The organism is Pantoea sp. CFCC18179 (assembly GCF_059412405.1).
The window spans coordinates 106,939-129,952 of the sequence record NZ_JBNBPM010000011.1; the positions used below are offsets into that span (position 1 = coordinate 106,939).

General features: G+C 51.8%; 20 protein-coding genes and 1 rRNA gene. 8 read left to right on the forward strand and 13 right to left on the reverse strand.

Translation table 11 applies throughout. From position 1 onward, the window contains the following. The first annotated feature begins 88 nt into the window (after nucleotides 1–88). Together ACPUC7_RS18900 and ACPUC7_RS18905 are read left to right on the forward strand one after the other, a co-directional pair. Complete coding sequence (locus ACPUC7_RS18900) at nucleotides 89–1,474, forward strand: nucleobase:cation symporter-2 family protein (protein ID WP_494924049.1); 1,386 nt, start codon at nucleotides 89–91, stop codon at nucleotides 1,472–1,474. A 122-nt stretch (nucleotides 1,475–1,596) separates the two neighbouring features. Further along, nucleotides 1,597–3,273, forward strand: a complete 1,677-nt coding sequence (locus tag ACPUC7_RS18905) for an AsmA family protein (protein ID WP_494924050.1) — start codon at nucleotides 1,597–1,599, stop codon at nucleotides 3,271–3,273. 104 nt (nucleotides 3,274–3,377) lie between these two features. Here ACPUC7_RS18905 and fabY read toward each other — a convergent pair whose 3' ends face one another. From fabY to typA, 5 genes are all read right to left on the reverse strand, one after another. Then, nucleotides 3,378–4,325, reverse strand: coding sequence for a fatty acid biosynthesis protein FabY (gene fabY / locus ACPUC7_RS18910; RefSeq protein WP_494924051.1), 948 nt, complete (start codon nucleotides 4,323–4,325; stop codon nucleotides 3,378–3,380). A gap of 59 nt (nucleotides 4,326–4,384) precedes the next feature. Continuing rightward, the gene (dtd, locus tag ACPUC7_RS18915; protein WP_494924052.1) at nucleotides 4,385–4,822 is read right to left on the reverse strand and encodes a D-aminoacyl-tRNA deacylase; all 438 of its coding nucleotides are present in this window, start codon (nucleotides 4,820–4,822) and stop codon (nucleotides 4,385–4,387) included. Next, a complete protein-coding gene (locus ACPUC7_RS18920; RefSeq protein ID WP_343554449.1) occupies nucleotides 4,819–5,688 on the reverse strand; it encodes a virulence factor BrkB family protein in 870 nt (289 codons plus the stop codon). Before ACPUC7_RS18920 ends, dtd begins: the two co-directional genes overlap by 4 nt. A gap of 3 nt (nucleotides 5,689–5,691) precedes the next feature. Then, nucleotides 5,692–6,288 carry a glucose-1-phosphatase gene (gene yihX, locus ACPUC7_RS18925; protein ID WP_494924053.1) on the reverse strand — a complete coding sequence of 199 codons (597 nt, stop codon included), beginning with the start codon at nucleotides 6,286–6,288 and terminating at the stop codon, nucleotides 5,692–5,694. Nucleotides 6,289–6,471: 183 nt separating this feature from the next. Further along, nucleotides 6,472–8,292, reverse strand: coding sequence for a ribosome-dependent GTPase TypA (gene typA, locus ACPUC7_RS18930; RefSeq protein WP_343554444.1), 1,821 nt, complete (start codon nucleotides 8,290–8,292; stop codon nucleotides 6,472–6,474). Nucleotides 8,293–8,731: 439 nt separating this feature from the next. On the opposite strand from typA, the gene glnA reads away from it, so the two are divergent. From glnA to glnG, 3 genes are all read left to right on the forward strand, one after another. Then, nucleotides 8,732–10,141 (forward strand): glutamate--ammonia ligase, encoded by a 1,410-nt coding sequence (gene glnA / locus ACPUC7_RS18935; RefSeq protein WP_007885243.1) that lies wholly within the window; start codon nucleotides 8,732–8,734, stop codon nucleotides 10,139–10,141. A 187-nt stretch (nucleotides 10,142–10,328) separates the two neighbouring features. Continuing rightward, nucleotides 10,329–11,378: a nitrogen regulation protein NR(II) gene (gene glnL / locus ACPUC7_RS18940; RefSeq protein WP_008109798.1), complete on the forward strand. Its 1,050-nt coding sequence runs from the start codon at nucleotides 10,329–10,331 to the stop codon at nucleotides 11,376–11,378. A 7-nt stretch (nucleotides 11,379–11,385) separates the two neighbouring features. Then, entirely contained in the window at nucleotides 11,386–12,795 is a 1,410-nt protein-coding gene (glnG, locus tag ACPUC7_RS18945) for a nitrogen regulation protein NR(I) (RefSeq protein WP_343554443.1), read from the forward strand. Between the two features lie 30 nt (nucleotides 12,796–12,825). Here the strand turns inward: glnG and hemN are convergent, their stop codons facing one another. Together hemN and yihI are read right to left on the reverse strand one after the other, a co-directional pair. Further along, nucleotides 12,826–14,199 carry an oxygen-independent coproporphyrinogen III oxidase gene (gene hemN / locus ACPUC7_RS18950; protein WP_494924054.1) on the reverse strand — a complete coding sequence of 458 codons (1,374 nt, stop codon included), beginning with the start codon at nucleotides 14,197–14,199 and terminating at the stop codon, nucleotides 12,826–12,828. 236 nt (nucleotides 14,200–14,435) lie between these two features. Beyond that, nucleotides 14,436–14,957: a Der GTPase-activating protein YihI gene (gene yihI / locus ACPUC7_RS18955; protein WP_494924055.1), complete on the reverse strand. Its 522-nt coding sequence runs from the start codon at nucleotides 14,955–14,957 to the stop codon at nucleotides 14,436–14,438. Between the two features lie 554 nt (nucleotides 14,958–15,511). Here yihI and yihA point away from each other — a divergent pair. Next, nucleotides 15,512–16,153: a ribosome biogenesis GTP-binding protein YihA/YsxC gene (yihA, locus tag ACPUC7_RS18960; protein ID WP_494924056.1), complete on the forward strand. Its 642-nt coding sequence runs from the start codon at nucleotides 15,512–15,514 to the stop codon at nucleotides 16,151–16,153. A gap of 71 nt (nucleotides 16,154–16,224) precedes the next feature. Here the strand turns inward: yihA and spfP are convergent, their stop codons facing one another. The 5 genes from spfP to ACPUC7_RS18985 all read right to left on the reverse strand — a co-directional run bounded on the left by spfP (nucleotide 16,225) and on the right by ACPUC7_RS18985 (nucleotide 21,667). Then, entirely contained in the window at nucleotides 16,225–16,272 is a 48-nt protein-coding gene (spfP, locus tag ACPUC7_RS18965; protein ID WP_071892919.1) for a small protein SpfP, read from the reverse strand. Between the two features lie 274 nt (nucleotides 16,273–16,546). Then, entirely contained in the window at nucleotides 16,547–19,336 is a 2,790-nt protein-coding gene (polA, locus tag ACPUC7_RS18970; RefSeq protein ID WP_494924057.1) for a DNA polymerase I, read from the reverse strand. A gap of 366 nt (nucleotides 19,337–19,702) precedes the next feature. Further along, the gene (gene dsbA / locus ACPUC7_RS18975; protein ID WP_343554438.1) at nucleotides 19,703–20,332 is read right to left on the reverse strand and encodes a thiol:disulfide interchange protein DsbA; all 630 of its coding nucleotides are present in this window, start codon (nucleotides 20,330–20,332) and stop codon (nucleotides 19,703–19,705) included. A gap of 26 nt (nucleotides 20,333–20,358) precedes the next feature. Further along, nucleotides 20,359–21,345, reverse strand: coding sequence for a serine/threonine protein kinase (locus tag ACPUC7_RS18980; protein WP_494924063.1), 987 nt, complete (start codon nucleotides 21,343–21,345; stop codon nucleotides 20,359–20,361). A gap of 46 nt (nucleotides 21,346–21,391) precedes the next feature. Continuing rightward, nucleotides 21,392–21,667 carry a YihD family protein gene (locus ACPUC7_RS18985; protein WP_494924058.1) on the reverse strand — a complete coding sequence of 92 codons (276 nt, stop codon included), beginning with the start codon at nucleotides 21,665–21,667 and terminating at the stop codon, nucleotides 21,392–21,394. Nucleotides 21,668–21,739: 72 nt separating this feature from the next. Here ACPUC7_RS18985 and mobA point away from each other — a divergent pair, with 72 nt between their 5' ends. Together mobA and mobB are read left to right on the forward strand one after the other, a co-directional pair. Continuing rightward, entirely contained in the window at nucleotides 21,740–22,315 is a 576-nt protein-coding gene (mobA, locus tag ACPUC7_RS18990; RefSeq protein WP_494924059.1) for a molybdenum cofactor guanylyltransferase MobA, read from the forward strand. Then, the gene (gene mobB, locus ACPUC7_RS18995; RefSeq protein WP_494924060.1) at nucleotides 22,312–22,815 is read left to right on the forward strand and encodes a molybdopterin-guanine dinucleotide biosynthesis protein MobB; all 504 of its coding nucleotides are present in this window, start codon (nucleotides 22,312–22,314) and stop codon (nucleotides 22,813–22,815) included. Before mobA ends, mobB begins: the two co-directional genes overlap by 4 nt. A gap of 85 nt (nucleotides 22,816–22,900) precedes the next feature. Here mobB and rrf read toward each other — a convergent pair. After that, a 5S ribosomal RNA gene (gene rrf / locus ACPUC7_RS19000) occupies nucleotides 22,901–23,014 on the reverse strand; the annotation flags it as partial.

A 23,014-nucleotide genomic window follows, 5' to 3' on the forward strand; every position in this document is an offset into this window, starting at 1 on the left:
TTGGCCGTGAAAAGGGGCATCGCAACCGTTTGCTTTCGTGACGCAACCGTTTAAAATCGCCCCTTTGTTGTAATTGAGAACGCCCACCATGTCCGTCAACACCGCTGAATCTCACCAGCCTGCCAACGCAGCAAGCCCAAAAAGTGAATTGATTTACCGCCTCGAAGACCGTCCGCCGCTGCCGCAAACGCTGTTTGCTGCTTGTCAGCATCTGCTGGCGATGTTTGTTGCGGTGATTACGCCCGCGCTGCTGATTTGTCAGGCGCTGGGTTTACCGGCGCAGGATACCCAGCACATTATCAGCATGTCGCTGTTCGCTTCTGGCGTCGCGTCAGTGCTGCAAATTAAAACCTGGGGGCCGGTGGGTTCTGGCCTGTTATCAATTCAGGGCACCAGTTTTAACTTCGTTACGCCACTGATCATGGGCGGCATGGCGCTGAAAAATGGCGGCGTGGATGTGCCAACCATGATGGCGGCGCTGTTTGGTACCTTGATGGTGGCGTCCTGTACTGAAATGGTGCTGTCGCGCGTGCTGCACCTGGCGCGCCGCATCATTACGCCGCTGGTTTCCGGCATTGTGGTGATGATTATCGGCTTGTCTCTGATTCAGGTCGGTTTGACCTCGATTGGTGGCGGCTTTGCTGCGATGAACGATCACACCTTCGGCGCGCCGAAAAATCTGTTGCTGGCCGCTGCGGTGTTGGTGGTGATTATCCTGCTGAATCGCCAGCGTAATCCGTATTTGCGTGTGGCATCGCTGGTGATTGCGATGGCGGTGGGTTATGCGCTGGCCTGGGTGCTGGATATGCTGCCAGCCACCAGCACGCCAGCCGATCAGCCGCTGATTGCTGTGCCATCGCCGCTCTACTACGGTTTGGGATTTGACTGGAATCTGCTGATTCCGCTGATGTTGGTGTTTATGGTGACCTCGCTGGAAACCATTGGCGATATCACCGCGACCTCTGATGTTTCTGAGCAACCGGTGAGCGGACCGCTGTATATGAAGCGCCTGAAAGGTGGCGTGCTGGCTAACGGTCTCAACTCCTTTGTCTCAGCGCTGTTCAATACTTTCCCTAACTCCTGTTTTGGTCAGAACAACGGCGTGATTCAGTTGACGGGCGTTGCTAGCCGCTATGTCGGCTTTGTGGTGGCGCTGATGCTGATTGTGCTCGGCCTGTTCCCGGCGGTGAGCGGTTTTGTGCAGCATATTCCAGAACCGGTACTGGGCGGTGCAACGATTGTGATGTTTGGCACGATTGCCGCCTCTGGCGTACGCATCGTGTCGCGCGAGCCGCTCAATCGCCGCGCCATTATGATTATTGCGTTGTCATTGGCGGTCGGTTTGGGTGTGTCTCAACAGCCGCTGATTCTGCAATTCGCCCCGGATTGGCTGAAAACCCTGCTTTCCTCTGGTATTGCCGCGGGCGGTATCACCGCTATCGTACTGAACCTGATCTTCCCGCAAGAAAAGTAATCTCTCCGGCAGGCTTCGGCCTGCCTGATATTTATCCGCTTTTACATCCAGGCTGTTGAGCTGTAACGGTAATTCAGGCATAACAACCACTCACCGGATAAATATCGGGATGGATGAGTGCGATGAAATTTTTAGGCAAGTTTTTCCTTACTTTACTGCTGCTAATTCTGCTGGCGCTGGTTGTGCTGTATGTGTTGCTGCAAACACAATGGGGCGCGGGTTGGTTTAGTCGCTGGGTAAGCGATAAAACGGACTGGCATCTCTCCATCAGCAAGATTGAACACGATTTCTCATCCCCTTCGCACATCATTCTCGATGATTTTAGTTTTGGTCACGATGGTCAGCCTGCGGTATTGGTGGCGAAACGCGTCGATCTCGGTCTGGCATTGGTTCAGTTCAGCGATCCACTGCATTTCAACAGTATCGAAGTGCGCGACGGAGAAATTAATCTCGCCAATCAAACACCCAATACCACTTTGCCGGTGCAGGCTAATCGTCTGCAATTGAACAATATGCGCATTGAAAGCCCGCACAGTTCGCTGCCGGTTTCGGCCCAACGCGTGAACGGTGGCCTGCTACCGTGGAAGCCGCTGGCGAACGATGCGCTGGACAGCGATGCGCAATTCCAGCTGAGTGCCGGAACCCTGACGCTGGATGGCGTGCCGGGCAACAACGTGCTGCTGCAAGGCAGCATTAAGCAGCGCAGCCTGGTATTTAACAACATCGGTGCAGATTTGGCGCGCGGCTCAATGACCGGTAACGCCGAGCGCGATGCGCAGGGTAACTGGAAGATTGATCAACTGCGCCTCAATGATATCCGCCTGCAAACCCATCAATCATTGAGTGATTTCCTTAATCCGCTGCGCGATGTGCCTTCGGTGAGCATCAATCGTCTGGATATGACCGATGCGCGTTTGCAAGGGCCAGATTGGGCGGTGACCGATCTCGATTTAACCCTGAAAAATGTCACCTGGCGCGGTGATGATTGGCAAAGCGATGGCGGTTCACTGTCAATGAATGCCGGCAACTTTATCAACGGCGGCTTTGAGCTTAACGATCCGATTGTGAATGCTGACCTGTCTGCACAAGGTATCGCGCTGACGCAATTCAGTTCCCGTTGGGTTAACGGCGTGATTCGAGCCAGCGGCAATTGGACGCGCAGCGACAAACGTTTGATGCTGGATGAGTTGGCGATTGCTGGACTTGAATATACTCTGCCGCTTAACTGGCGCGATCGCTGGCAGCAGACGTTGCCAAGCTGGCTGGATAGCGTGCTGATCACCCGCGCCACCGCTAACCGTAACTTGATCATTGATATCAATCCCGATTTCCCGTTCCAGATGACGTCATTGGATGGCAGCGCAGATAACCTGGTGCTGGCGCGCCAGCATCAATGGGGAATTTGGTCCGGCAAAGCCAGCTTTAACGCCGCCGAAGCCACCTTTAATCGCACCGACTTGCGTCATCCCTCAATTGCGCTGAATGCCAACGATCAACAGATTCAGGTCACGGAGCTGAGCGCCTTTAGCGGCAGCGGTTTACTGGAAGGTAGCGCAACGGTTGGGCAGGATGGGCAACGTCCGCTGACGTTGAATCTGAAAGGGCAAGCGGTGCCGGCCAACGTGCTGCAAAACTGGGGCTGGCCAGCGGCGTTAAGCGGTAACAGTAATTTGCAGTTGCAACTGAAGGGTTCGCTCAACGCCAGCACGCCGTTGCGTCCGAGCGTTGATGGTTCGTTATCAGTGACGACGGATACGGGATCGATGCAACAAACGATGCGTGGTGGGCAGATTCAATAAAGAGATGAAAACCAGGTCACCATAAATGGCGACCCTACAATAGATTGGCGAGGTTTTCGTAGGGTGCGCATTCTTGCGCACCTATATCATAAATAGCGCAATCGCTAGTTAATGCGCGCGCCGGAACCGCCCTCTTCGAGCGAACCGTCGGAATCGGCGGGTAACACGATATACACGCCTTCAAAAACCGCGCCCAACTCATCGTCACCAAACAATTCCACTTCCATCTGTACGCGAGCCTTACGACCGCGCGCCAGACGATCGAGATCGCCGCTGAGTGAACCGAGATCGGCTATCGCACCCGGACGACCACTGATCGGTTTGCTGTAACGAATATGCGCATCGGCCAAAATGATGGTGCCACCGAGATGGCGCTCACGCAGCAGCAGCCAAATCAATCCCCAACCGGTTAACGTGGCAAGCGAGAACAAGCTGCCGGCAAATAAGGTGTGGTGAGGATTCTGGTTGCCGGCTTCCGGCATGGTGGTGACGAACTTCTGCCCGGTGTATTGCAGAATGCGTACGCCCATTTTTTCGCTCAGCGGGATGTGCTCGTACCAGGCTTGCTGCAACTGTCCGCACCAATCGGCACGATGCAGAATATCATCGAGCGTGACCACCGGTTTAATCATCAGGAAGTGACGCACCGGCGTGGTTTGCGGCGCAGTGATTTCACCTTGATTGACGTAACCGAGCTTGGCGAAGAATTCAACCGCGTCTTCACGTGCGCTACAGGTCACGCGTTTCGCACCTTCCTGACGTGCGACTGATTCCAGCGTCATCGCCACCAGCGTGCCCAGACCTTTGCCCTGCACCGAAGGATGCACGGCGAGGAAGCGAATCGCCGCTTCATTTTCGGCATTAATGTATAAGCGGCCCACCGCCACCGGTTTGCCCTGCTCATCCACCACCATTTGATGATGCGCTAAAGCATCCCAGGCATCGCGTTCTGAACCTTGCGGCTGACGCAGCGGCTTTCGTAACATTTCCCAGCGGAACTGGTAATACATATCCAGCTCTTCCGCCGTTTGCGGTACGCGAAGATGATACATAAAGTGATTCTCTCGTTCGGAGCTTGCGTGGCTAAATCCTTGCCGCTCGGCTGAAAATCTCACACCTGTAACCAGAAGGTCACCGGACCATCGTTAACCAACGAAACCTGCATATTGGCGGCGAAGCGCCCGTTTGCGGTGGTCACGCCCTGTGTACGGCAGCAATCGCTGAAATAATCATAGAGACGCTCGGCTTCCGCCGGTTCTGCGCCGCCAGAAAAAGAAGGACGCATCCCTTTATTGGTATCCGCGGCGAGGGTGAACTGCGATACCACCAGCACGCTGCCGCCAGCCTGCTGAACATTCAGGTTCATTTTGTCATTCTCATCGGCGAAGATGCGATAGCCCAAAACGCGTTCGGTAAGACGCTGCGCCTTTTGCTCATCGTCGCCCTTCTCTACACCCAATAACACCAGTAAACCGGCGCTAATTTCGCCCACTGTCGCGTCATCAACGCTAACACTGGCGCGACTGACGCGCTGAATCAAAGCAATCATGTTTCCTCTTTTTCTTTTTCGCGTTCCTGCTGTTTTAACTGGCGATAGTCATCCAGCGTGACGGTGATTTCCGCGCCTAACAACACAATACACCACGTCCAGTAAACCCAGAGGAAGAGAATCGGGATTACCGCCAGAACGCCGTAAATTAACTGATACGAAGGGAACATCGTAACATACAGCGCAAAGCCTTTTTTCCCCAACTCGAACAGCAAACCGGCCACCACAGCACCAATCAATGCATCGCGTCCAGGCACGCGCCGCGTCGGCACGATGCTGTAAAGTAACCAGAAAGCGAGGATGGAGAGAAACAGCGGGAAGATACGCAGCAGCTGATCGACCAGGCTGGTGACGCCGGTGACATTTACCCAGCGCAGCGACAATAAATAGGAACTGATAGCTAAACTAGCCCCGGCTAACAGCGGACCCAGCGTTAAGATCATCCAGTAAACCGCAAACGAATAAACCATCGGTCGCGGCTTATCGCTGCGCCAGATGGCGTTGAGCGCGCTATCCACTGAATGCATTAACAGCAGCGCGGTGACGATCAATCCCACCGTGCCCACCGCCGTCATCTTATTGACGTTAGCGACAAACTGATCGAGATAACGCTGAATCACATCACCGGTAGCGGGAATGAAGTTGGTAAAAATGAAGGTTTTTAACTGCACGCTAATTTCCGAGAACATCGGAAAAGCGGCAAACAGTGCGAATACCACGGCAATCAGCGGCACCAACGCCAACAACGAGACGTAGGCCAGGTTACCAGCCTGCGTCGTCATGTTGTCTTCGTCAATGCGTCGCCACAGCAGTTTAATCCACAGAAAGAACGCATGCGCCGAGTGGCGCAGATGTCGATATTTCAGCACTCAGAGACGACCCGCAAACCAATCCGGCACGGTTTTATCATCGACCACCAGCACGCTCTCAATGCCTAGCGCCCGCGCAGCATCAATGTTGGCCTGATTATCATCGAAGAACACCGCTTGATCAGCCTGATAACCTTCGTGCTCCAACACATAGTTATAGATGCGCGCTTCCGGTTTACGCATGCCGATGTCCTGCGACATATAAACATGATCGGCCGCCTGCTGGACTTCAGGATATTGCGTTGGCCAGAATTCAAAGTGCAGTTGGTTGGTGTTAGAGAGGATGACCACACGCTCGCCCCCGGCGCGTAGCTGGTTCATTATCGCAAGCGTTTCAGGACGCACATCAACAAAGACCGCCTGCCAGCCTGCGGTGAATTGCGGGTAGCTCAGCGCGATGTCGAGTTGGTCGCAAATGCGCGCAGCAAATTCGGGATCGCTAATTTCACCACGTTCATGTTTTTCGAACGCCTCATCCATGCGGAAACGACTTTGCAGCGTTGCCAGCGGCACGCGCCCTAAATCACTCCAGACGCCGAGCACACGATTAAAATCGATATCAACAATCACATTGCCTAAATCAAAAATGTACAGCATGACGCCTCTCCTTTACGTTCCCTGGATCATTCACTCTAGCGACAAAAAGTATAGCTGAACAGGGTGAGCGGCGCGGAAATCGGCAATCTGGAAGCGAGGGCAAAGTTCACTAAGCGAGCGTTGCAGCGGGTTGCAGGCATAAAAAAGCCCCGCAATGCGGGGCTCAATATCAGACTGTTTCGCTTAGTCTTTGCTGCCACGAGAAGAACGTTTACGATCGTTCTCGGTCAGGTGACGTTTACGAATACGTACTGACAACGGAGTCACTTCTACCAGTTCGTCATCATCGATGAACTCGATAGCCTGTTCCAACGTCATTTTCTGCGGTGGAACCAGAGTGGTGGCTTCATCAGTACCTGACGCACGCATGTTGGTCAGTTTCTTACCGGTCAAGCAGTTAACAGTCAGGTCGTTAGAACGGCTATGAATACCGATGATCTGGCCTTCATAAACTTCTGCACCGTGACCCAGGAACAGCTTACCGCGATCTTGCAGACCGAACAGGGCGAACGCTACCGCTTTACCCTGGCCGTTTGAGATCAGTACGCCGTTCTGACGCTGGCCCACTTCGCCCGGACGAACGTCGTCGTAGTGGCTGAAGGTGGAGTACAGCAGACCAGTACCTGAAGTCATGGTCATGAATTCGTTACGGAAGCCGATCAGGCCACGGCTTGGGATCATGTAGTCGAGACGTACACGGCCTTTGCCATCCGGATCCATGTTTTTCAGATCGCCTTTACGCTCACCCATCGCTTGCATCACAGAACCCTGATGGGTTTCTTCGATGTCGAGGGTAACGTTTTCGAATGGCTCTTGTTTACGGCCTTCGAACTCGCGGAAGATTACTTTCGGACGGGATACCGCCAGCTCGAAACCTTCACGACGCATGTTTTCGATCAGAACTGACAAGTGCAGCTCACCACGACCAGAAACACGGAACGCATCTGAATCTTCAGTTTCTTCAACGCGCAGTGCAACATTGTGTACCAGTTCTTTGTTCAAACGCTCCAGAATCTGGCGCGACGTCACGAACTTACCTTCTTTACCGCAGAACGGCGAGGTGTTGACGTTGAAGAACATGGTTACGGTTGGTTCATCGACGCTCAAGGCTGGCAGCGCTTCCACATTCTGCGTGTCGCAGATGGTGTCAGAGATGTTCAGCTCGCCCAGGCCGGTGATAGCGATGATATCGCCCGCTTCCGCCAGGGTGCTTTCGATACGTTCCAGACCAAGGTGGCCCAGTACTTTACCGACTTTACCGTTACGGGTTTTGCCTTCGCTATCAATGATAGTGACTTGCTGGTTCGGCTTAACGGTACCGCGCTTGATGCGGCCGATGCCGATTACGCCCAGGTAGTTGTTGTAGTCCAGCTGCGAGATCTGCATCTGCAGTGGCGCTTCAACTTCAACCTGAGGTGGAGAAACGTGGTCGACGATCGCCTGATACAGCGGGGTCATGTCGTCAGCCATGTCGGTGTGTTCCAGACCCGCGATACCATTTAACGCCGAAGCGAAGATGATCGGGAAGTCCAGCTGCTCGTCAGTCGCATCCAGGTTAACGAACAGGTCGAATACCTGATCAACAACCCAATCAGGACGCGCGCCCGGACGGTCAACTTTGTTGATAACCACAATCGGCTTCAAACCATGAGCAAAAGCTTTCTTGGTTACGAAGCGGGTTTGCGGCATAGGGCCATCCATCGCATCTACAACCAACAGCACCGAATCAACCATGGACATAACGCGTTCCACTTCACCACCGAAGTCGGCGTGTCCTGGGGTATCAACGATGTTGATGCGATAGTCGTTCCATTTGATGGCGGTGTTTTTTGCGAGGATGGTAATCCCACGCTCTTTCTCCAAATCGTTGGAGTCCATTACGCGCTCAGTCGCTTCGGTACGAGCATCAAAAGTACCGGACTGTTGTAGCAGCTTATCAACCAGGGTGGTCTTACCATGGTCAACGTGCGCGATGATGGCGATGTTACGCAAATTTTCGATCACAGCTTTGCCTCAGGCATTATAGAAATAACGCGGTATTGTACACGGATTAAGCGGAAGACTGAACATGATCACAGATTTCGCCGAAAGTTTCTCGTAGCGCTGGTTTTTAGCACCGTTATCGGTGCATTAATCTGCACTGCGATGGCAATTTGCACCAAAGTGGTGCTTAATTTCACCTAAGGTGCACCGATATGATGCATGCAATCCATCCTGGTGCAGCCTTCGACTCACGAAAGGGCGCATTGTAGCGCCATTTTCACCGTTGTCATAAAGTTGGCACAGAATTCGCTTTATCTATATTAAGCGAAAACGACAGTTATAAAACGGTTGAAAGAGCTTGCCGAGATCTTTGGTTAGGGGTGGCCAGTCAATATGGCGCATTCCCGGCAACGAAGTTCTCTCACCATGACGATAATGACCATTTCCAGGAGAGTTGAGTATGTCTGCTGAACACGTTCTCTCGATGATGAACGAGCACGAAGTTAAGTTTGTTGACCTGCGTTTTACCGATACTAAAGGTAAAGAACAGCACGTTACTATCCCTGCTCACCAGGTTAACGCTGACTTCTTCGAAGAAGGCAAAATGTTTGACGGCTCATCAATTGGTGGCTGGAAAGGCATTAACGAATCAGACATGGTGCTGATGCCGGATGCAACCACTGCGGTGATGGATCCGTTCTTCGAAGACTCGACCCTGATCATCCGTTGCGACATCCTTGAGCCAGGCACGCTGCAGGGCTACGATCGTGACCCACGTTCTATCGCTAAACGTGCAGAAGAGTTCCTGCGTTCTTCCGGCATCGCGGATACCGTGCTGTTTGGACCAGAGCCAGAGTTCTTCCTGTTCGATGACATCCGTTTCGGTTCCTCTACTTCAGGTTCACACGTTGCTATCGACGATATCGAAGCAGCATGGAACACCGGTAAAGAGTACGAAGGTGGCAACAAAGGTCACCGTCCAGGTCTGAAAGGCGGATACTTCCCAGTGCCACCGGTTGACTCAGCGCAGGACATCCGTTCAGCCATGTGTCTGACCATGGAGCAAATGGGCCTGGTGGTTGAAGCGCATCACCACGAAGTCGCCACTGCTGGTCAGAACGAAGTGGCTACCCGCTTCAACACCATGACCAAAAAAGCTGACGAAATTCAGATCTACAAATACGTGGTGCACAACGTTGCTCACGCGTACGGCAAAACTGCAACCTTCATGCCTAAGCCAATGTTTGGCGATAACGGTTCTGGTATGCACTGCCACATGTCCCTGTCAAAAGGCGGCGTGAACCTGTTCTCTGGCGACAAGTACGGCGGCCTGTCTGAAACTGCTCTGTTCTACATCGGCGGTATCATCAAGCACGCTAAAGCGATCAACGCCCTGGCGAACCCAACTACTAACTCATACAAGCGTCTGGTCCCAGGCTACGAAGCACCTGTTATGCTGGCTTACTCTGCGCGTAACCGTTCGGCTTCTATCCGTATCCCAGTGGTTGCTAGCCCGAAAGCACGTCGTATCGAAGCGCGCTTCCCAGATCCAGCGGCTAACCCATATCTGGCATTCACCGCGCTGCTGATGGCTGGTCTTGATGGTGTTATCAACAAGATCCATCCTGGCGATGCGATGGACAAAAACCTGTATGACCTGCCTCCGGAAGAAGAAGCTGAGATTCCAAAAGTTGCAGGTTCTCTGGAAGAAGCATTGAACGCACTGAACGAAGACCGCGAGTTCCTGACCCGCGGCGGCGTGTTCACTGATGACGCTATCGACGCGTACATCGAACTGCGTAAGCCAGAAGTTGACCGTGTGCGTATGACTCCGCACCCAGTTGAGTTCGAACTGTACTACAGCGTTTAATTTAAAAATTTCAGCCTCTATTCACGCTGTATTTTCGCAGCGTGAATAACCTGAAAGATTTTTATATTGCCGTGGAAACTTTAGCCCATCTCCGGATGGGCTTTTTTCTCCGCGCATTCATGGTTTGAAGCACAGATTTCCGTCCTGACAGGCTATAATGCACTAAATTAGTGCAGAGGAACGCTGTATGGCAACTGGCACGCTGCCCGATGCGGGGCAGATTCTCAACTCCCTTATCAACAGTATTTTGCTGGTCGATAACGATTTAGTTATCCATTACGCCAATCCGGCGGCGCAGCAATTACTGGCGCAAAGCTCACGTAAATTGTTCGGCACGCCATTACCGGAATTAACCGGCTATTTTTCGCTGAATATTGAGGTGATGAGCGAGAGTCTCGGGGCTGGCCAGGGCTTTACCGATAGCGAAGTAACGTTAGTGGTGGATGGTCGCGCGCATATTATGTCGCTGACGGCACAGCGTTTACCGGATGGTTTTATTCTGCTGGAAATGGCGCCGATGGATAATCAACGTCGTCTTAGCCAGGAACAAATTCAACATGCTCAGCAAGTGGCAGCGCGCGATTTAGTGCGCGGTCTGGCACATGAAATTAAAAACCCGCTGGGAGGGTTACGTGGCGCCGCGCAACTGCTTACTCGCGCGTTACCCGATCCCTCTTTGCATGAATATACGCGCATCATCATTGAGCAGGCCGACCGCTTACGTAATCTGGTTGATCGCCTGTTAGGCCCGCAGCAACCGGGTTTGCATGTGACGCAAAGTATTCATCAGGTTGCCGAGCGTGTGGTGAATCTGGTGTCGATGGAATTGCCAGATAATGTTTCGCTGGTGCGAGATTACGATCCGAGCCTGCCGGAACTGCCACACGATCCCGACCAAATTGAACAAGTGCTGTTAAATGTGGTGCGTAATGCGCTGCAAGCATTGGGTGACGAAGGCGGCACCATCGTTATTCGTACGCGTACCGCCTTCCAGCTGACGCTGCACGGCACGCGTTATCGTTTAGTTGCTCGCATTGATATTGAAGATGACGGCCCAGGGATTCCGGCCCAGCTACAAGATACGCTGTTCTATCCGATGGTGAGCGGACGCGAAGGTGGCACCGGTTTAGGTCTCTCCATCGCCCGCAGCCTGATCGATCAGCATTCGGGAAAAATAGAATTTAACAGTTGGCCAGGTCACACCGAATTCTCGGTCTACCTGCCTATTCGCCAGTGAGGTTTCTATGCAACGAGGGATAGTCTGGATCGTCGATGACGATAGCTCCATCCGCTGGGTGCTTGAACGGGCGCTCACTGGAGCCGGTTTGAGCTGTGCAACCTTTGACAGCGCTAACGAGGTATTGGATGCGCTCGCAAGCAAAACCCCAGACGTATTATTGTCAGACATTCGTATGCCTGGCATGGATGGACTTGCGCTACTAAAGCAGATTAAACAGCGCCATCCGATGCTGCCGGTGATCATCATGACGGCGCACTCCGATCTGGATGCGGCGGTCAGCGCTTATCAGCAAGGCGCGTTCGATTACCTGCCAAAACCGTTTGATATTGATGAAGCGGTGGCGCTGGTAGAGCGTGCAATCAGCCATTATCAGGAACAGCAGCAGCCGCGCAATCAGCCGGTTAGCGGCCCAACCACCGACATCATTGGCGAAGCGCCGGCGATGCAGGATGTGTTCCGCATCATTGGTCGCCTTTCACGCTCCTCCATTAGCGTGCTGATCAACGGTGAATCTGGCACGGGTAAAGAGTTAGTGGCGCATGCGTTGCATCGTCACAGTCCACGCGCGAAATCTCCCTTTATCGCGCTGAATATGGCCGCCATTCCCAAAGACCTGATTGAATCGGAACTTTTTGGTCACGAAAAAGGCGCGTTCACTGGGGCAAACCAGATTCGTCAGGGACGTTTTGAGCAGGCCGACGGTGGCACGCTGTTCCTTGATGAAATTGGTGATATGCCACTCGACGTGCAAACCCGTCTATTACGCGTATTGGCCGATGGCCAGTTTTATCGCGTCGGCGGCTATGCGCCAGTGAAAGTCGATGTGCGTATCATTGCGGCAACGCACCAGAATCTCGAGTTACGGGTGCAGGAAGGCAAATTCCGTGAGGACTTGTTCCACCGTCTCAACGTGATTCGCGTTCATCTGCCGCCGTTGCGTGAACGTCGTGAAGATATTCCACGGTTGGCGCGTTACTTCCTGCAAGTGGCCGCGCGTGAATTGGGTGTTGAAGCCAAGATCCTGCATCCTGAAACCGAAACCGCACTGACGCGTCTGCATTGGTCCGGTAACGTGCGTCAGTTGGAAAACACCTGCCGCTGGTTAACCGTAATGGCGGCGGGCCAGGAAGTGTTGATTCAGGATCTGCCGCCAGAACTGTTTGAGTCCAGCACGCCAGATAGTCCGGTGCAGTCGTTGCCAGACAGTTGGGCCACGTTGCTGGCGCAATGGGCCGATCGCGCGTTGCGTTCCGGTCATCAAAACTTGCTGTCTGAAGCTCAGCCGGAGATGGAGCGCACTTTGCTCACCACCGCGCTGCGCCATACGCAAGGGCACAAACAGGAAGCCGCACGTTTGCTCGGCTGGGGACGTAATACCCTGACGCGCAAGTTGAAAGAGCTGGGAATGGAATAAAACAAAAGGGAGCGAAAGCTCCCTTTTTACTTATATCACCCGCGAAAATTGCTGCATGCGCATCTTTTGCCGCATGTAGACATCAAAGCACATACAGATGTTACGAATCAGCAAACGCCCGACGCCGGTGACGTGCAAGCTGCGACCACGCTGTTCCACCAATCCATCCGCCACCAGCGGCGCGAGCAACGCTAAATCTTCAGCAAAGTAGTTTTCGAAATTAATCGGCCATTGTGCTTCGACTGTAGCGAAATCCAGAGCGAAATTGCAGATCAGCGACTTGATCACATCGCGACGCAGGCAGTCATCGTCATTGAGCGACAGGCCGCGCCATAACGCATTGCCGCGTTGCTCAACGTGCGCGTAATAATCTTTCAGCTCTTTGTGATTTTGCGCGTAGCTGTCGCCCAACATGCTAATAGCCGACACGCCTAATCCCAGCAGATCGCTGTCGCCTTGCGTGGTGTAACCCTGGAAATTACGATGCAATTCACCGGCGCGCTGCGCGACTGCCAGTTCATCGTCCGGGCGTGCAAAGTGATCCATGCCGATGAACTGATAACCTTCACCGGTTAACGTGGCGATGGTTTGTTGCAGGATTTGCAGCTTCTGTGCCGCGCCTGGCAATTCGTCATCTTTGATTTTGCGCTGTGCGGCAAACAACGTTGGCATGTGCGCATAGTTGAAGACGCTAAGGCGATCGGGATTGAGTGCAATCACGCGCTGTAAGGTGAAAGCGAAGCTCTCCGGCGTTTGCAGCGGCAGACCATAAATCAGGTCGAGACTGACCGATCCAAAGCCTTGATCACGCGCACGCTGCACCAGAGCAAAGATGGTTTCTTCATCCTGCACACGATTGACGCGCTCTTGCACCGCTTTGTTGAAATCCTGCACGCCCATACTTAAACGGTTGAAACCTTCGGCGCGCAAATGATCGATCATTTCCAGTTCGATTTCACGTGGATCAACTTCGATCGACATTTCTATGTCATCAGCAAGGGTGAAATGATCGCGCAAAATCGCCACCAGCCGGCTTACCTGCTGCTGATTGAGGAAAGTCGGTGTGCCGCCACCCCAATGCAATTGCGTGACGCTACGGCCGACAAACAGCGGCGCGCGCTGGCGGATTTCCTTTTCTAATGCATCCAGGTATTGATCGGCTTTATGCAATTGGCGCGTAACGATTTTATTGCAGCCGCAGAAATAGCACAGACGATGGCAAAACGGGATATGCACATACAGCGACAGCGGACGATCGGGATATCGCTTAACGGCTTGCTGGAAATTATCTTCGACAAACTGCTCGCTGAACTCCAGCGCAGTGGGATAAGAGGTATAACGCGGACCGGCGTAATTATATTTTTCGATGAGGCGCTGGTCCCAATCGATCTGCGGCGATGACATGCTCACTCCTTACGGTGACGTCGTCTGAGGGAGGGTCGCGTGGCAGAAGAGTGGGCGAAGCGATGGGCTGAACGCCGACGTAAACGCGACTTCAGACGCGACAGGCGGCGTAGTTTAAACAATAACCAGAGCAGATAACATGTCAGCAGCAGCGCGAAAATTGATCCAGGCCAAAACATAGGTGAATACCTGTTCAGCACGGCATGCGCGAAAACGCATGCCGATCAAAATTGGCCTTAATGGCCTTTAAGCAGGCGCATCATATCTTCTTCGGCCTGCTCATCTTCAACTTCATCATCCAGTGCGATGCCGAGCTTTTCCATCAACTCGTCAATGCGATCTAAAGTCTGATCCAGCCAGGCTTGATCTTCAGCGCTCAAGGTCTCGCCGTTTTCCAGACGATCAAGCAACGTATCCAAGCGCTCGTCGTTTTCCAGCTTTGCAAGTTCTTCCTCAGGAGTAAGGCGCACTTTCTCGGCTTTAGGTTTTGGCTTAGCTTCAGGCTTCTTCGCTGGCTGGGTTTTACCATCAGCGATTAATGCGACCGGCGCTTTGCTGCCCAAGCGCGGATCCTGAGCTTTTTTGCCTTGGCCTTTGCCTGCGGATTGCGTTTCCGGGTTAGCGCGGCTGCCCGATTTATGTCCGCTGTGCTTTTTATCGCGTTTACGGTCGCGCGCTTCCTGATTAAGGTCTTCACGCGATTTGCGTTTGGCTTTCGCAGCAGGTTTGCCACGCGGGGCTGATGCAGGTTGCTTCATGGTGTCCGGTCTCGGCGATGCTTAGTGAGTTCAGTATAGAATTGCGGCGAAATCTAGCAGAAAGTGAGCAAAGAAAAAAGGCGATAGCCTATGCTATCGCCTTTTATCGCACCTTCATACGAAGGAAACACTGAATAAATCCTTTACGGCTCACAACGTCCCGGTTGCTCCATCGCCCTATCGCTCCTGCGATTATCCCTGTCCTTGTCCGATTCATGCCTGAATCGCTTCCTGCCATGCTCTCGGTCATCCCCGACACTCCTGAGCACATCATCCTGATGGGTGCTGCCGTGCACTGCCAACAAATGTAGACTAACCGGTAAAATGAACAAGTGAGACTTGTCTCTATTTTTGAATGGCATTTCCCACAAACAAATTAACACTATGAATTTTAATAATTAATTTTCATATTAAGATTCAATGAAGCGGTAATATCTGGCACTAACAATCCACGATCTCTTACAAAATGGCGTGTTTAGACGCTATCGGGCACTTTTGCGCCATTACAGGTATAATCAGCCCAATTGCCCGATTCATATTGCTGGAGTTTTACTTTGTCTGCTTTGAACTATCACATGACCCATTTCATGCTCAGCGCCCCTGACATTCGCCATTTACCGGCAGATGTAGGCATTGAAGTTGCTTTTGCCGGGCGCTCAAATGCAGGCAAATCCAGCGCGCTGAACACCATCACCAATCAAAAAAGCCTGGCTCGTACCAGTAAAACGCCTGGTCGTACCCAGCTGATTAACCTGTTTGAAGTGGTCGAAGGTAAATGTCTGGTCGATTTACCTGGTTATGGCTACGCGCAGGTTCCGGAAGAGATGAAGCGCAAGTGGCAAAAATCTCTGGCGGAATATTTGCAGAAACGTCAGGCGCTGAAGGGCTTGGTGGTGCTGATGGATATTCGCCATCCGCTGAAAGATCTCGACCAGAACATGATTGAATGGGCGGTGCAGAGCCAAATCCCCGTGCTGGTGCTGCTGACCAAAGCCGACAAGTTAGCATCCGGCGCGCGTAAAGCGCAGCTGACCATGGTGCGTGAAGCGGCGCAGTCATTCATGGGTGATGTGCAGGTGGAAATGTTCTCGTCATTGAAGAAGATGGGCGTTGATGTGGTGCGGAAAAAACTGGATAGCTGGTTCAACGAACTGGAACCCGCTCAAGAAGGCGATGGCGAAGAAATCGCGGAATAACGTTTAGTGGGCTTACAGAAAAAGCCCAATAAAAAACGCCCCAGTCATAAATGACTGGGGCGGCTAAATATTCAGCCAAATCCGATTACGTGAAGTAAAAGGTCTGAAAGATAGAACATCTTACCTCTGTACCCTACGCGATAAACTCTACCTGATTTTCTGCGCCCTACAAAGGGTTTTTTGTTGTTAAGTTTCAGGATTTCCCATCTTTTTTACTAACTCCATCACACTTTCAACTGCTCGATGTAGTTTAATTACCAAAAAAATGCTTAGCCGATAAGCAGTTACAAAACGCGCATTTGATAGACCGCTTTCCGAAGTTGCTGAACCGATTAAGTAAACTTTTTTCTTATGATGCTGTCAGCGGCCACCTCGACCGCCGACTAAGTGAAATCAGTGTGCCTGATCCCAGTTATCACCGGTGCCGACCTCGACCTGCAACGGTACATCCAGATTCATGCTGTTCTCCATTAGTTGGCGGATCGTTTTAATTGCGCTCTCCACCGCATCGTTGCGAATCTCAAACACCAATTCATCGTGTACCTGCATGATCATTCTGACCGCATCGTCTTTTTGCTCAAGCAGCCAGCCATCGACCGCGATCATCGCGCGCTTAATGATATCTGCGGCGGTGCCTTGCATCGGTGCGTTGATTGCCGCACGTTCGGCTGCTTTACGGCGAATAGCATTGCTGGAAGTGATATCAGGCAGCCATAAACGACGGCCATCCAAGGTTTCAACATAGCCCTTTTCTGCCGCCTTCGAGCGCGTCTCTTCCATGTAGCGCAGTACACCAGGATAACGTTCGAAGTAGAGATCCATGTACTTCTTGGCTTCCCCCGCGCCGATATTCAGCTGACGCGAAAGACCAAAGGCGCTCATACCGTAAATCAAACCAAAGTTGATGGCTTTCGCACTGCGACGCTGCTCGCCAGAAACCTTGCTAAGGGTGACGCCGAACACTTCCGACGCGGTGGCGCGGTGAATGTCTTCGCCCTGTGCAAACGCATCCAGCAGGCCTTTGTCTTGCGACAAATGCGCCATGATGCGCAGTTCAATCTGTGAATAGTCAGCCGCTACGATGGTGTTGCCCGGACCGGCAATAAATGCCTGACGAATACGACGACCTTCATCGTTGCGCACCGGGATGTTCTGCAAGTTAGGATCAGTCGACGAAAGTCGTCCGGTTGCCGTAACCGCCTGGTGATACGACGTGTGAACGCGACCGGTGATAGGATTGATCATCTGCGGCAGCTTGTCGGTATAGGTTGATTTCAACTTCGATAAACCGCGATGTTCCAGAATCACCTTCGGCAACGGATAATCCAGCGCCAGTTCAGCCAGTACTTCTTCGCTGGTTGATGGTGCGCCGCCCGGTGTTTTCTTCGTCGGCTTAATGCCCTGTTTTTCAAACAGAATGGTTTGCAGTTGTTTCGGTGAAGAGAGGTTAAACGGTTCGCCTGCCAGTTCGTGGGCTTTCAGCTCCAGCTCTGCCACGCGCGTGGTGAGTTCCTGTGAGTGTTTCGCCAGGATGTTCTGATCAATCAACACGCCGTTACGTTCAATGCGCGAGATCACTTTCAACAACGGCATTTCAATCTCTTCAAATACCTTTTTCGGACCCGCTTCCGGCTCCAGCTTAGCCCACATTTTCATATGCAGTTGCAGCGTAACGTCCGCATCTTCAGCGGCATAATGCCCCGCTTGCTCAATAGCAATCTGATTAAAAGTGAGCTGATTTTTACCTTTGCCGGCAATCTCTTCGAAAGTTACCGTTTTATGGTTCAGCCAGCGCGCGGCCAGGCTATCCATATCATGTTTACCGCCAACGCTATTCAGGCAGTAGGATTCCAGCATGGTATCGAATTTGATGCCATTCAGTTCAATATCGTAGTTCTTTAGCACGCCGCGATCGTATTTGAGGTTCTGGCCCACTTTCGCTGCTTTGCTGTCTTCCAGCAATGGCTTCAGCTGTTTCAGTACTTCACTACGATCCAGCTGCTCCGGCGCATCCAGATAATCATGGCCAACCGGCAGATAAGCCGCTTCACCCGGCGCAACGGCCAAGGCGATACCGATGATGTTGGCACTCAGCGTATCGAGCGAATCGGTTTCCAGATCGAAAGCAAACAGGTCGGCGTTTTTCAGCTTCTTCAGCCACTCGGCAAAAGTTGCTTCATCAAGAATGGTGACGTAGCCATCGGCAGAAAGCGTGCTTGTCGTTTCTGCGACTGGCGCAGCGGGTTCGCTCAGTTGGGATTTCTGTGCCTGCGTATTGCTCTTCTTGCCTTGTAGCCAGGAGCCATCTTGCAGATCCGCAATCCAGCGTTTGAATTCATAGCGGCTAAACAGAGTTTGTAGCGCGGCGACATCCGGTTCGTTAACGGCGAGCTGATCGCAACTCAGATCCAACTCAACATCGGTTTTGATGGTCGCCAGTTGATAAGAGAGGAAGGCCACTTCGCGGTTTTGCTCCAGCTTCGCTGCCATGGTTTTTGCGCCACGGAAGGAAAGATCAGCCACTTTATCGAGGTTATCGTAGATCGACTGCATGCCGCCCAAGCCTTGCAGCAGCGCCTGCGCGGTTTTTTCACCCACGCCCGGCACGCCTGGAATGTTGTCTGAGCTGTCGCCCATCATGGCGAGGAAATCGATAATCAGCGACGGTGGCACACCGTATTTTTGCTCAACTTCTTCCGGGCCAAGTACGGTGTTGGTCATGGTGTTAATCAACGTAATGGCTGGCGTCACTAATTGCGCCATATCTTTATCGCCCGTACTAATGAGCACCGGACGACCGAGTTTTTCAGCCTCTTGCGCCAGCGTACCAATAACATCATCGGCCTCAACGCCGGACACCGCTAATAACGGTAATCCCATCGCCTTAACCATTTCATGCAGCGGTTCGATCTGCGCTCTGAGATCTTCCGGCATTGGTGGGCGGTGCGATTTATAGTGTTCAAACAATTCATCGCGGAAGGTTTTGCCTTTCGCATCGAAGACTACGGCTACATGGCTGGGTTGATACTGCATCAACAAGCTTTTCAGCATGTTGAGCACACCATACATGGCGCCAGTTGGCTCGCCTGCACTGTTCGTCAGCGGCGGAAAGGCATGATATGCACGGTACAGATATGAAGAGCCGTCGACCAGAATCAGGGGATTTTCTGCAATTTGCGCCATAGGTTCGTATTTTCTTCGTTGCGATAATGAGGGCTATAAGGATGCCACAACCCGAGGAGAATGTTGAATGCGAGCGGAGAAGTCGGGATCTTTTTCGTCGTTATTCGGCACGGATCGCAAGGATCAGCTTGTGGATAAGTTTGTGCGTAAAATTCATAACGTATTGTTATTTACGTTAATTGCCATTAGGCTTACGTTATAAACTTATATAAATCAGTTAGTTGAATTCTTACTGTGACCGAATCTATCTTAATGAAAAGATGATCGTCCATGTGGATATTAAGTGAAGGGTTAATAAAGACATCAATTTCGCAAGAGGATAAATGAAAAATAACGCCGACATTGCCGGCGTTATTTTTGGCTAAATTACTTCTTTTCGACCAGGAACTTCACCACGTTGGCGTAATCGGCAACGAAATTGTCCATTGAGCTGGTATCTAAGCCACCGTTATTAACCATGTATTTACCGTTAACGAAGATCGCAGGTACACCTTGCAGATTAACGTCGGATGCTGCTTTCTGCTGCTGTGCAACCAACGCTTTAACTGCGAAGCTATTCCACGCTGCATCATAATCTGCAGAAGAGATGCCTGCCGCTTTGATAAAGGTGTCCTTCAGGCTTGCTGCATCGGTAACGGTCTGGGTTTTCTGAATGCCATCAAAGATAGGTGCAGTGACCTTACTTTCCACGCCCAGCGCCATTGCTACCGCCCATGCATGAGTTACCACTGGACCAAAATCGCCACCAAGGAAATCAACGTGATACTTAGTCACTTTAGTGTCTGCCGGCAGGTTCTTTTTCACGGCATCGCTAACGTGGTAAACGCGTTCGAACTGGTAGCAGTGCGGGCAGAAGAAGGAGAAGAACTCCAATACTTGCGGCTCACCCGCCACTGGCTTTGGCAGAGTAACGAACTGCTTGCCGTCGTTGAACTGTGCCGCAGAGGCGCCAAATGCCAGCATTAAACCTACCAGCGCAAACATGATCTTTTTCATCGTGAAACTATCTCCTGAGTACTTCATTAATATTGCGGGCTAAGCTGCAACGGCGGTTCGTGTAACAGCCTTTCCTGCTCGATAAATAATGCAATCTGCCGACGCCAAAAATCCTCATCTGTCATCCAGGGGAAGACGCGCGGAAAAGCGGGATCCTGCCAGCGGCGAACCACCCAGGCCAAATAATAAACCATGCGCATAGCGCGTAAAGGCTCAATCAGTGACAATTCATGTAAATCAAAATCACCGAATTCATTATAGGCTTCCAGCAAAATATCCCATTGAATCAATTGCTCTTGTCGATCACCGTTGATCAACATCCATAAATCCTGAACCGCTGGGCCAGTGCGAGCATCATCAAGATCGACAAACATCGGGCCTTCACGCCACAGAATATTGCCGGGATGGCAATCACCGTGCAACCTAAGCGGCTGCCAGCGGGTATGCCAGCGCTGTTGCAGCGTATCACTCAACTTATCAACCGCGGCAAGCAAGGCATCCTTGAGTGAAGCGGGTACTAATGTGCTGTGCTCAAGCTCTTGTCGAGGCTGAACGATATACTCTTCCAACCCAAACGTTGGGCGTTGCTGGAACGACTGTTGCCGACCGGTTTGATGAATACGTCCGAGAAAACGTCCAACCCATTCCATCTGCTCTTCATTGTCGGTTTCATACTGCCGTCCTCCCAAGCTGGGGAAAACTACGAACATGAATCCGGCATGATGATTCAGTGTACTGCCTTGCAAGATAAGCGGTGCGGCAACCGGCACTTCATCGGCCAACAAATCCTGAGTGAACTGGTGCTCCTCTTGAATTTGCTGCGCACTCCAGCGCTGCGGACGATAAAACTTCGCCACATAGCGGCGTTTATCATCATCGCTGAATTGGTAGACACGATTTTCATAGCTATTGAGGGCAGTTAAGCCTGATTCGACACGCAAACCCGCATCCCAAAGTGCATCAAGAATGACGTCGGGATTTAGCGTCTGGAAATTAAAGGCGGCTTCGCTCATCATTTTGCCTGTGTGTTACCTTTGCGATTAATGCGCAAGGATAACATTACTCATCATCCTTGATCACACCGCGTGCACGTAATAGCGCGGTTTTGAAGTCCACTTCATAATCCTTTTTCAAGCCAGGAATCGCAGCCTGGCTATCTGAATCACGCATTTTGAGATGGTAAATCAATACATCATCGGTTAATTCACTTAATGGGCCACTGAAACCAGATTCCTGCGCCAGTTTTTGTAAAAATGCCAGCAAGTTGAGATCAGATTCCTTCTGCCATTCGGGTTGCAGGAGTTCGAGCAGTTCGTTGAGTCGGTGATATTTCATTATCGATTCCTTAATACAGGTGGTTCACTGCCATTTTGTAAGTATCGTCCAGAATGAAGCAAGGAGACGAAGATGACTGCATTTACCGGCGTGATCCTCGCAGGCGGGCAAGGTAGCCGTATGGGAGGGCAGGATAAAGGGTTGCTTATGTTGCAGGGCGAGCCGCTTTATCAGCACGTTTTGCGGCGATTCCGTCCGCAGGTCAATATTGTGTTGATAAGCGCGAACCGTAACATTGATCGTTATCAGGCTAGTGGTTGTCAGGTTGTTACAGATTCGATGCCAGATTATCCTGGGCCGTTAGCGGGTATGTTGAGTGGTTTGCGCCACAGCGAAACAGATTGGGTAGCATTCTGCGCTTGCGATACGCCGTGGCTGCCCATCGATTTTGTTGCCCGTTTATGGCAGCAACGCGGCACAGCTCCGGCGGTGTGGGTTAAATCTACCCTGCGTGATCATCCTGCATTAGCCTTGGTCAATTGCACCTTGGCTGATGACCTTGAAACCTGGTTATTACGTGGCGAACGGCGTTTGATGCAGTTTCTACGTGAACATGGCGGCCATGCGGTGGAATTTCCCGACTCAGAATCGGCCTTTCGTAATATCAATACCCCGAATGACCTCATCAATGAGGAAAGGTTGCCATGAACCTGCCTTTACTGGCGATTAGTGCCTGGAGTGGAACGGGAAAAACCACCTTACTTCAGTTAGTTATTCCCTTACTCAAAGATCGAGGGATACGCACAGGGCTTATTAAGCATACACATCATCAAATGGATATCGATACGCCCGGCAAAGATAGCTATTTGCTGCGAAAAGCGGGTGCGGATCAGGTGATTGTTGCCAGCAATCAGCGCTGGGCTTTGATGTGTGAAACGGTGGATCAACCACTTGATCTGCCGATGTTGGCCTCGCGGATGGACAGCTCAAAATTAGATTTAGTATTAGTGGAAGGTTTTAAAGATGAGGCGGTGCCTAAAATAGTGCTTTGGCGACAAGGTGTTAAGGGTGGAGCTGATGATTTACTTGATGAGCATGTAATAGCAATCGCCACAGACGAATATTTGGAGATCGATTTACCACTTCTGAATATTAATCAGCCTGAACAGATTACAGATTTTATTGTTCAGTGGTTGAGAACGGAGTGAGTTTGGTGATTTTTACTTTTTTTCTTTGAAATTCAGACGTAAAAAAGCCCTGAACTTTCGTTCAGGGCTTCTTCACTTATTTGATGCCTGGCAGTTCCCTACTCTCGCATGGGGAGACCCCACACTACCATCGGCGCTACGGCGTTTCACTTCTGAGTTCGGCATGGGGTCAGGTGGGACCACCGCGCTAAAGCCGCCA

Bases quoted from the DNA above. Each gene is read 5' to 3' on its own strand.
- ACPUC7_RS18900 (WP_494924049.1), top strand. From the start codon at position 89: ATGTCCGTCAACACCGCTGAATCTCACCAGCCTGCCAACGCAGCAAGC.
- ACPUC7_RS18905 (WP_494924050.1), top strand. From the start codon at position 1,597: ATGAAATTTTTAGGCAAGTTTTTCCTTACTTTACTGCTGCTAATTCTG.
- fabY (WP_494924051.1), bottom strand. From the start codon at position 4,325: ATGTATCATCTTCGCGTACCGCAAACGGCGGAAGAGCTGGATATGTAT.
- dtd (WP_494924052.1), bottom strand. From the start codon at position 4,822: ATGATTGCTTTGATTCAGCGCGTCAGTCGCGCCAGTGTTAGCGTTGAT.
- yihX (WP_494924053.1), bottom strand. From the start codon at position 6,288: ATGCTGTACATTTTTGATTTAGGCAATGTGATTGTTGATATCGATTTT.
- glnA (WP_007885243.1), top strand. From the start codon at position 8,732: ATGTCTGCTGAACACGTTCTCTCGATGATGAACGAGCACGAAGTTAAG.
- glnL (WP_008109798.1), top strand. From the start codon at position 10,329: ATGGCAACTGGCACGCTGCCCGATGCGGGGCAGATTCTCAACTCCCTT.
- glnG (WP_343554443.1), top strand. From the start codon at position 11,386: ATGCAACGAGGGATAGTCTGGATCGTCGATGACGATAGCTCCATCCGC.
- hemN (WP_494924054.1), bottom strand. From the start codon at position 14,199: ATGTCATCGCCGCAGATCGATTGGGACCAGCGCCTCATCGAAAAATAT.
- yihI (WP_494924055.1), bottom strand. From the start codon at position 14,957: ATGAAGCAACCTGCATCAGCCCCGCGTGGCAAACCTGCTGCGAAAGCC.
- polA (WP_494924057.1), bottom strand. From the start codon at position 19,336: ATGGCGCAAATTGCAGAAAATCCCCTGATTCTGGTCGACGGCTCTTCA.
- dsbA (WP_343554438.1), bottom strand. From the start codon at position 20,332: ATGAAAAAGATCATGTTTGCGCTGGTAGGTTTAATGCTGGCATTTGGC.
- ACPUC7_RS18980 (WP_494924063.1), bottom strand. From the start codon at position 21,345: ATGAGCGAAGCCGCCTTTAATTTCCAGACGCTAAATCCCGACGTCATT.
- ACPUC7_RS18985 (WP_494924058.1), bottom strand. From the start codon at position 21,667: ATGAAATATCACCGACTCAACGAACTGCTCGAACTCCTGCAACCCGAA.
- mobA (WP_494924059.1), top strand. From the start codon at position 21,740: ATGACTGCATTTACCGGCGTGATCCTCGCAGGCGGGCAAGGTAGCCGT.
- mobB (WP_494924060.1), top strand. From the start codon at position 22,312: ATGAACCTGCCTTTACTGGCGATTAGTGCCTGGAGTGGAACGGGAAAA.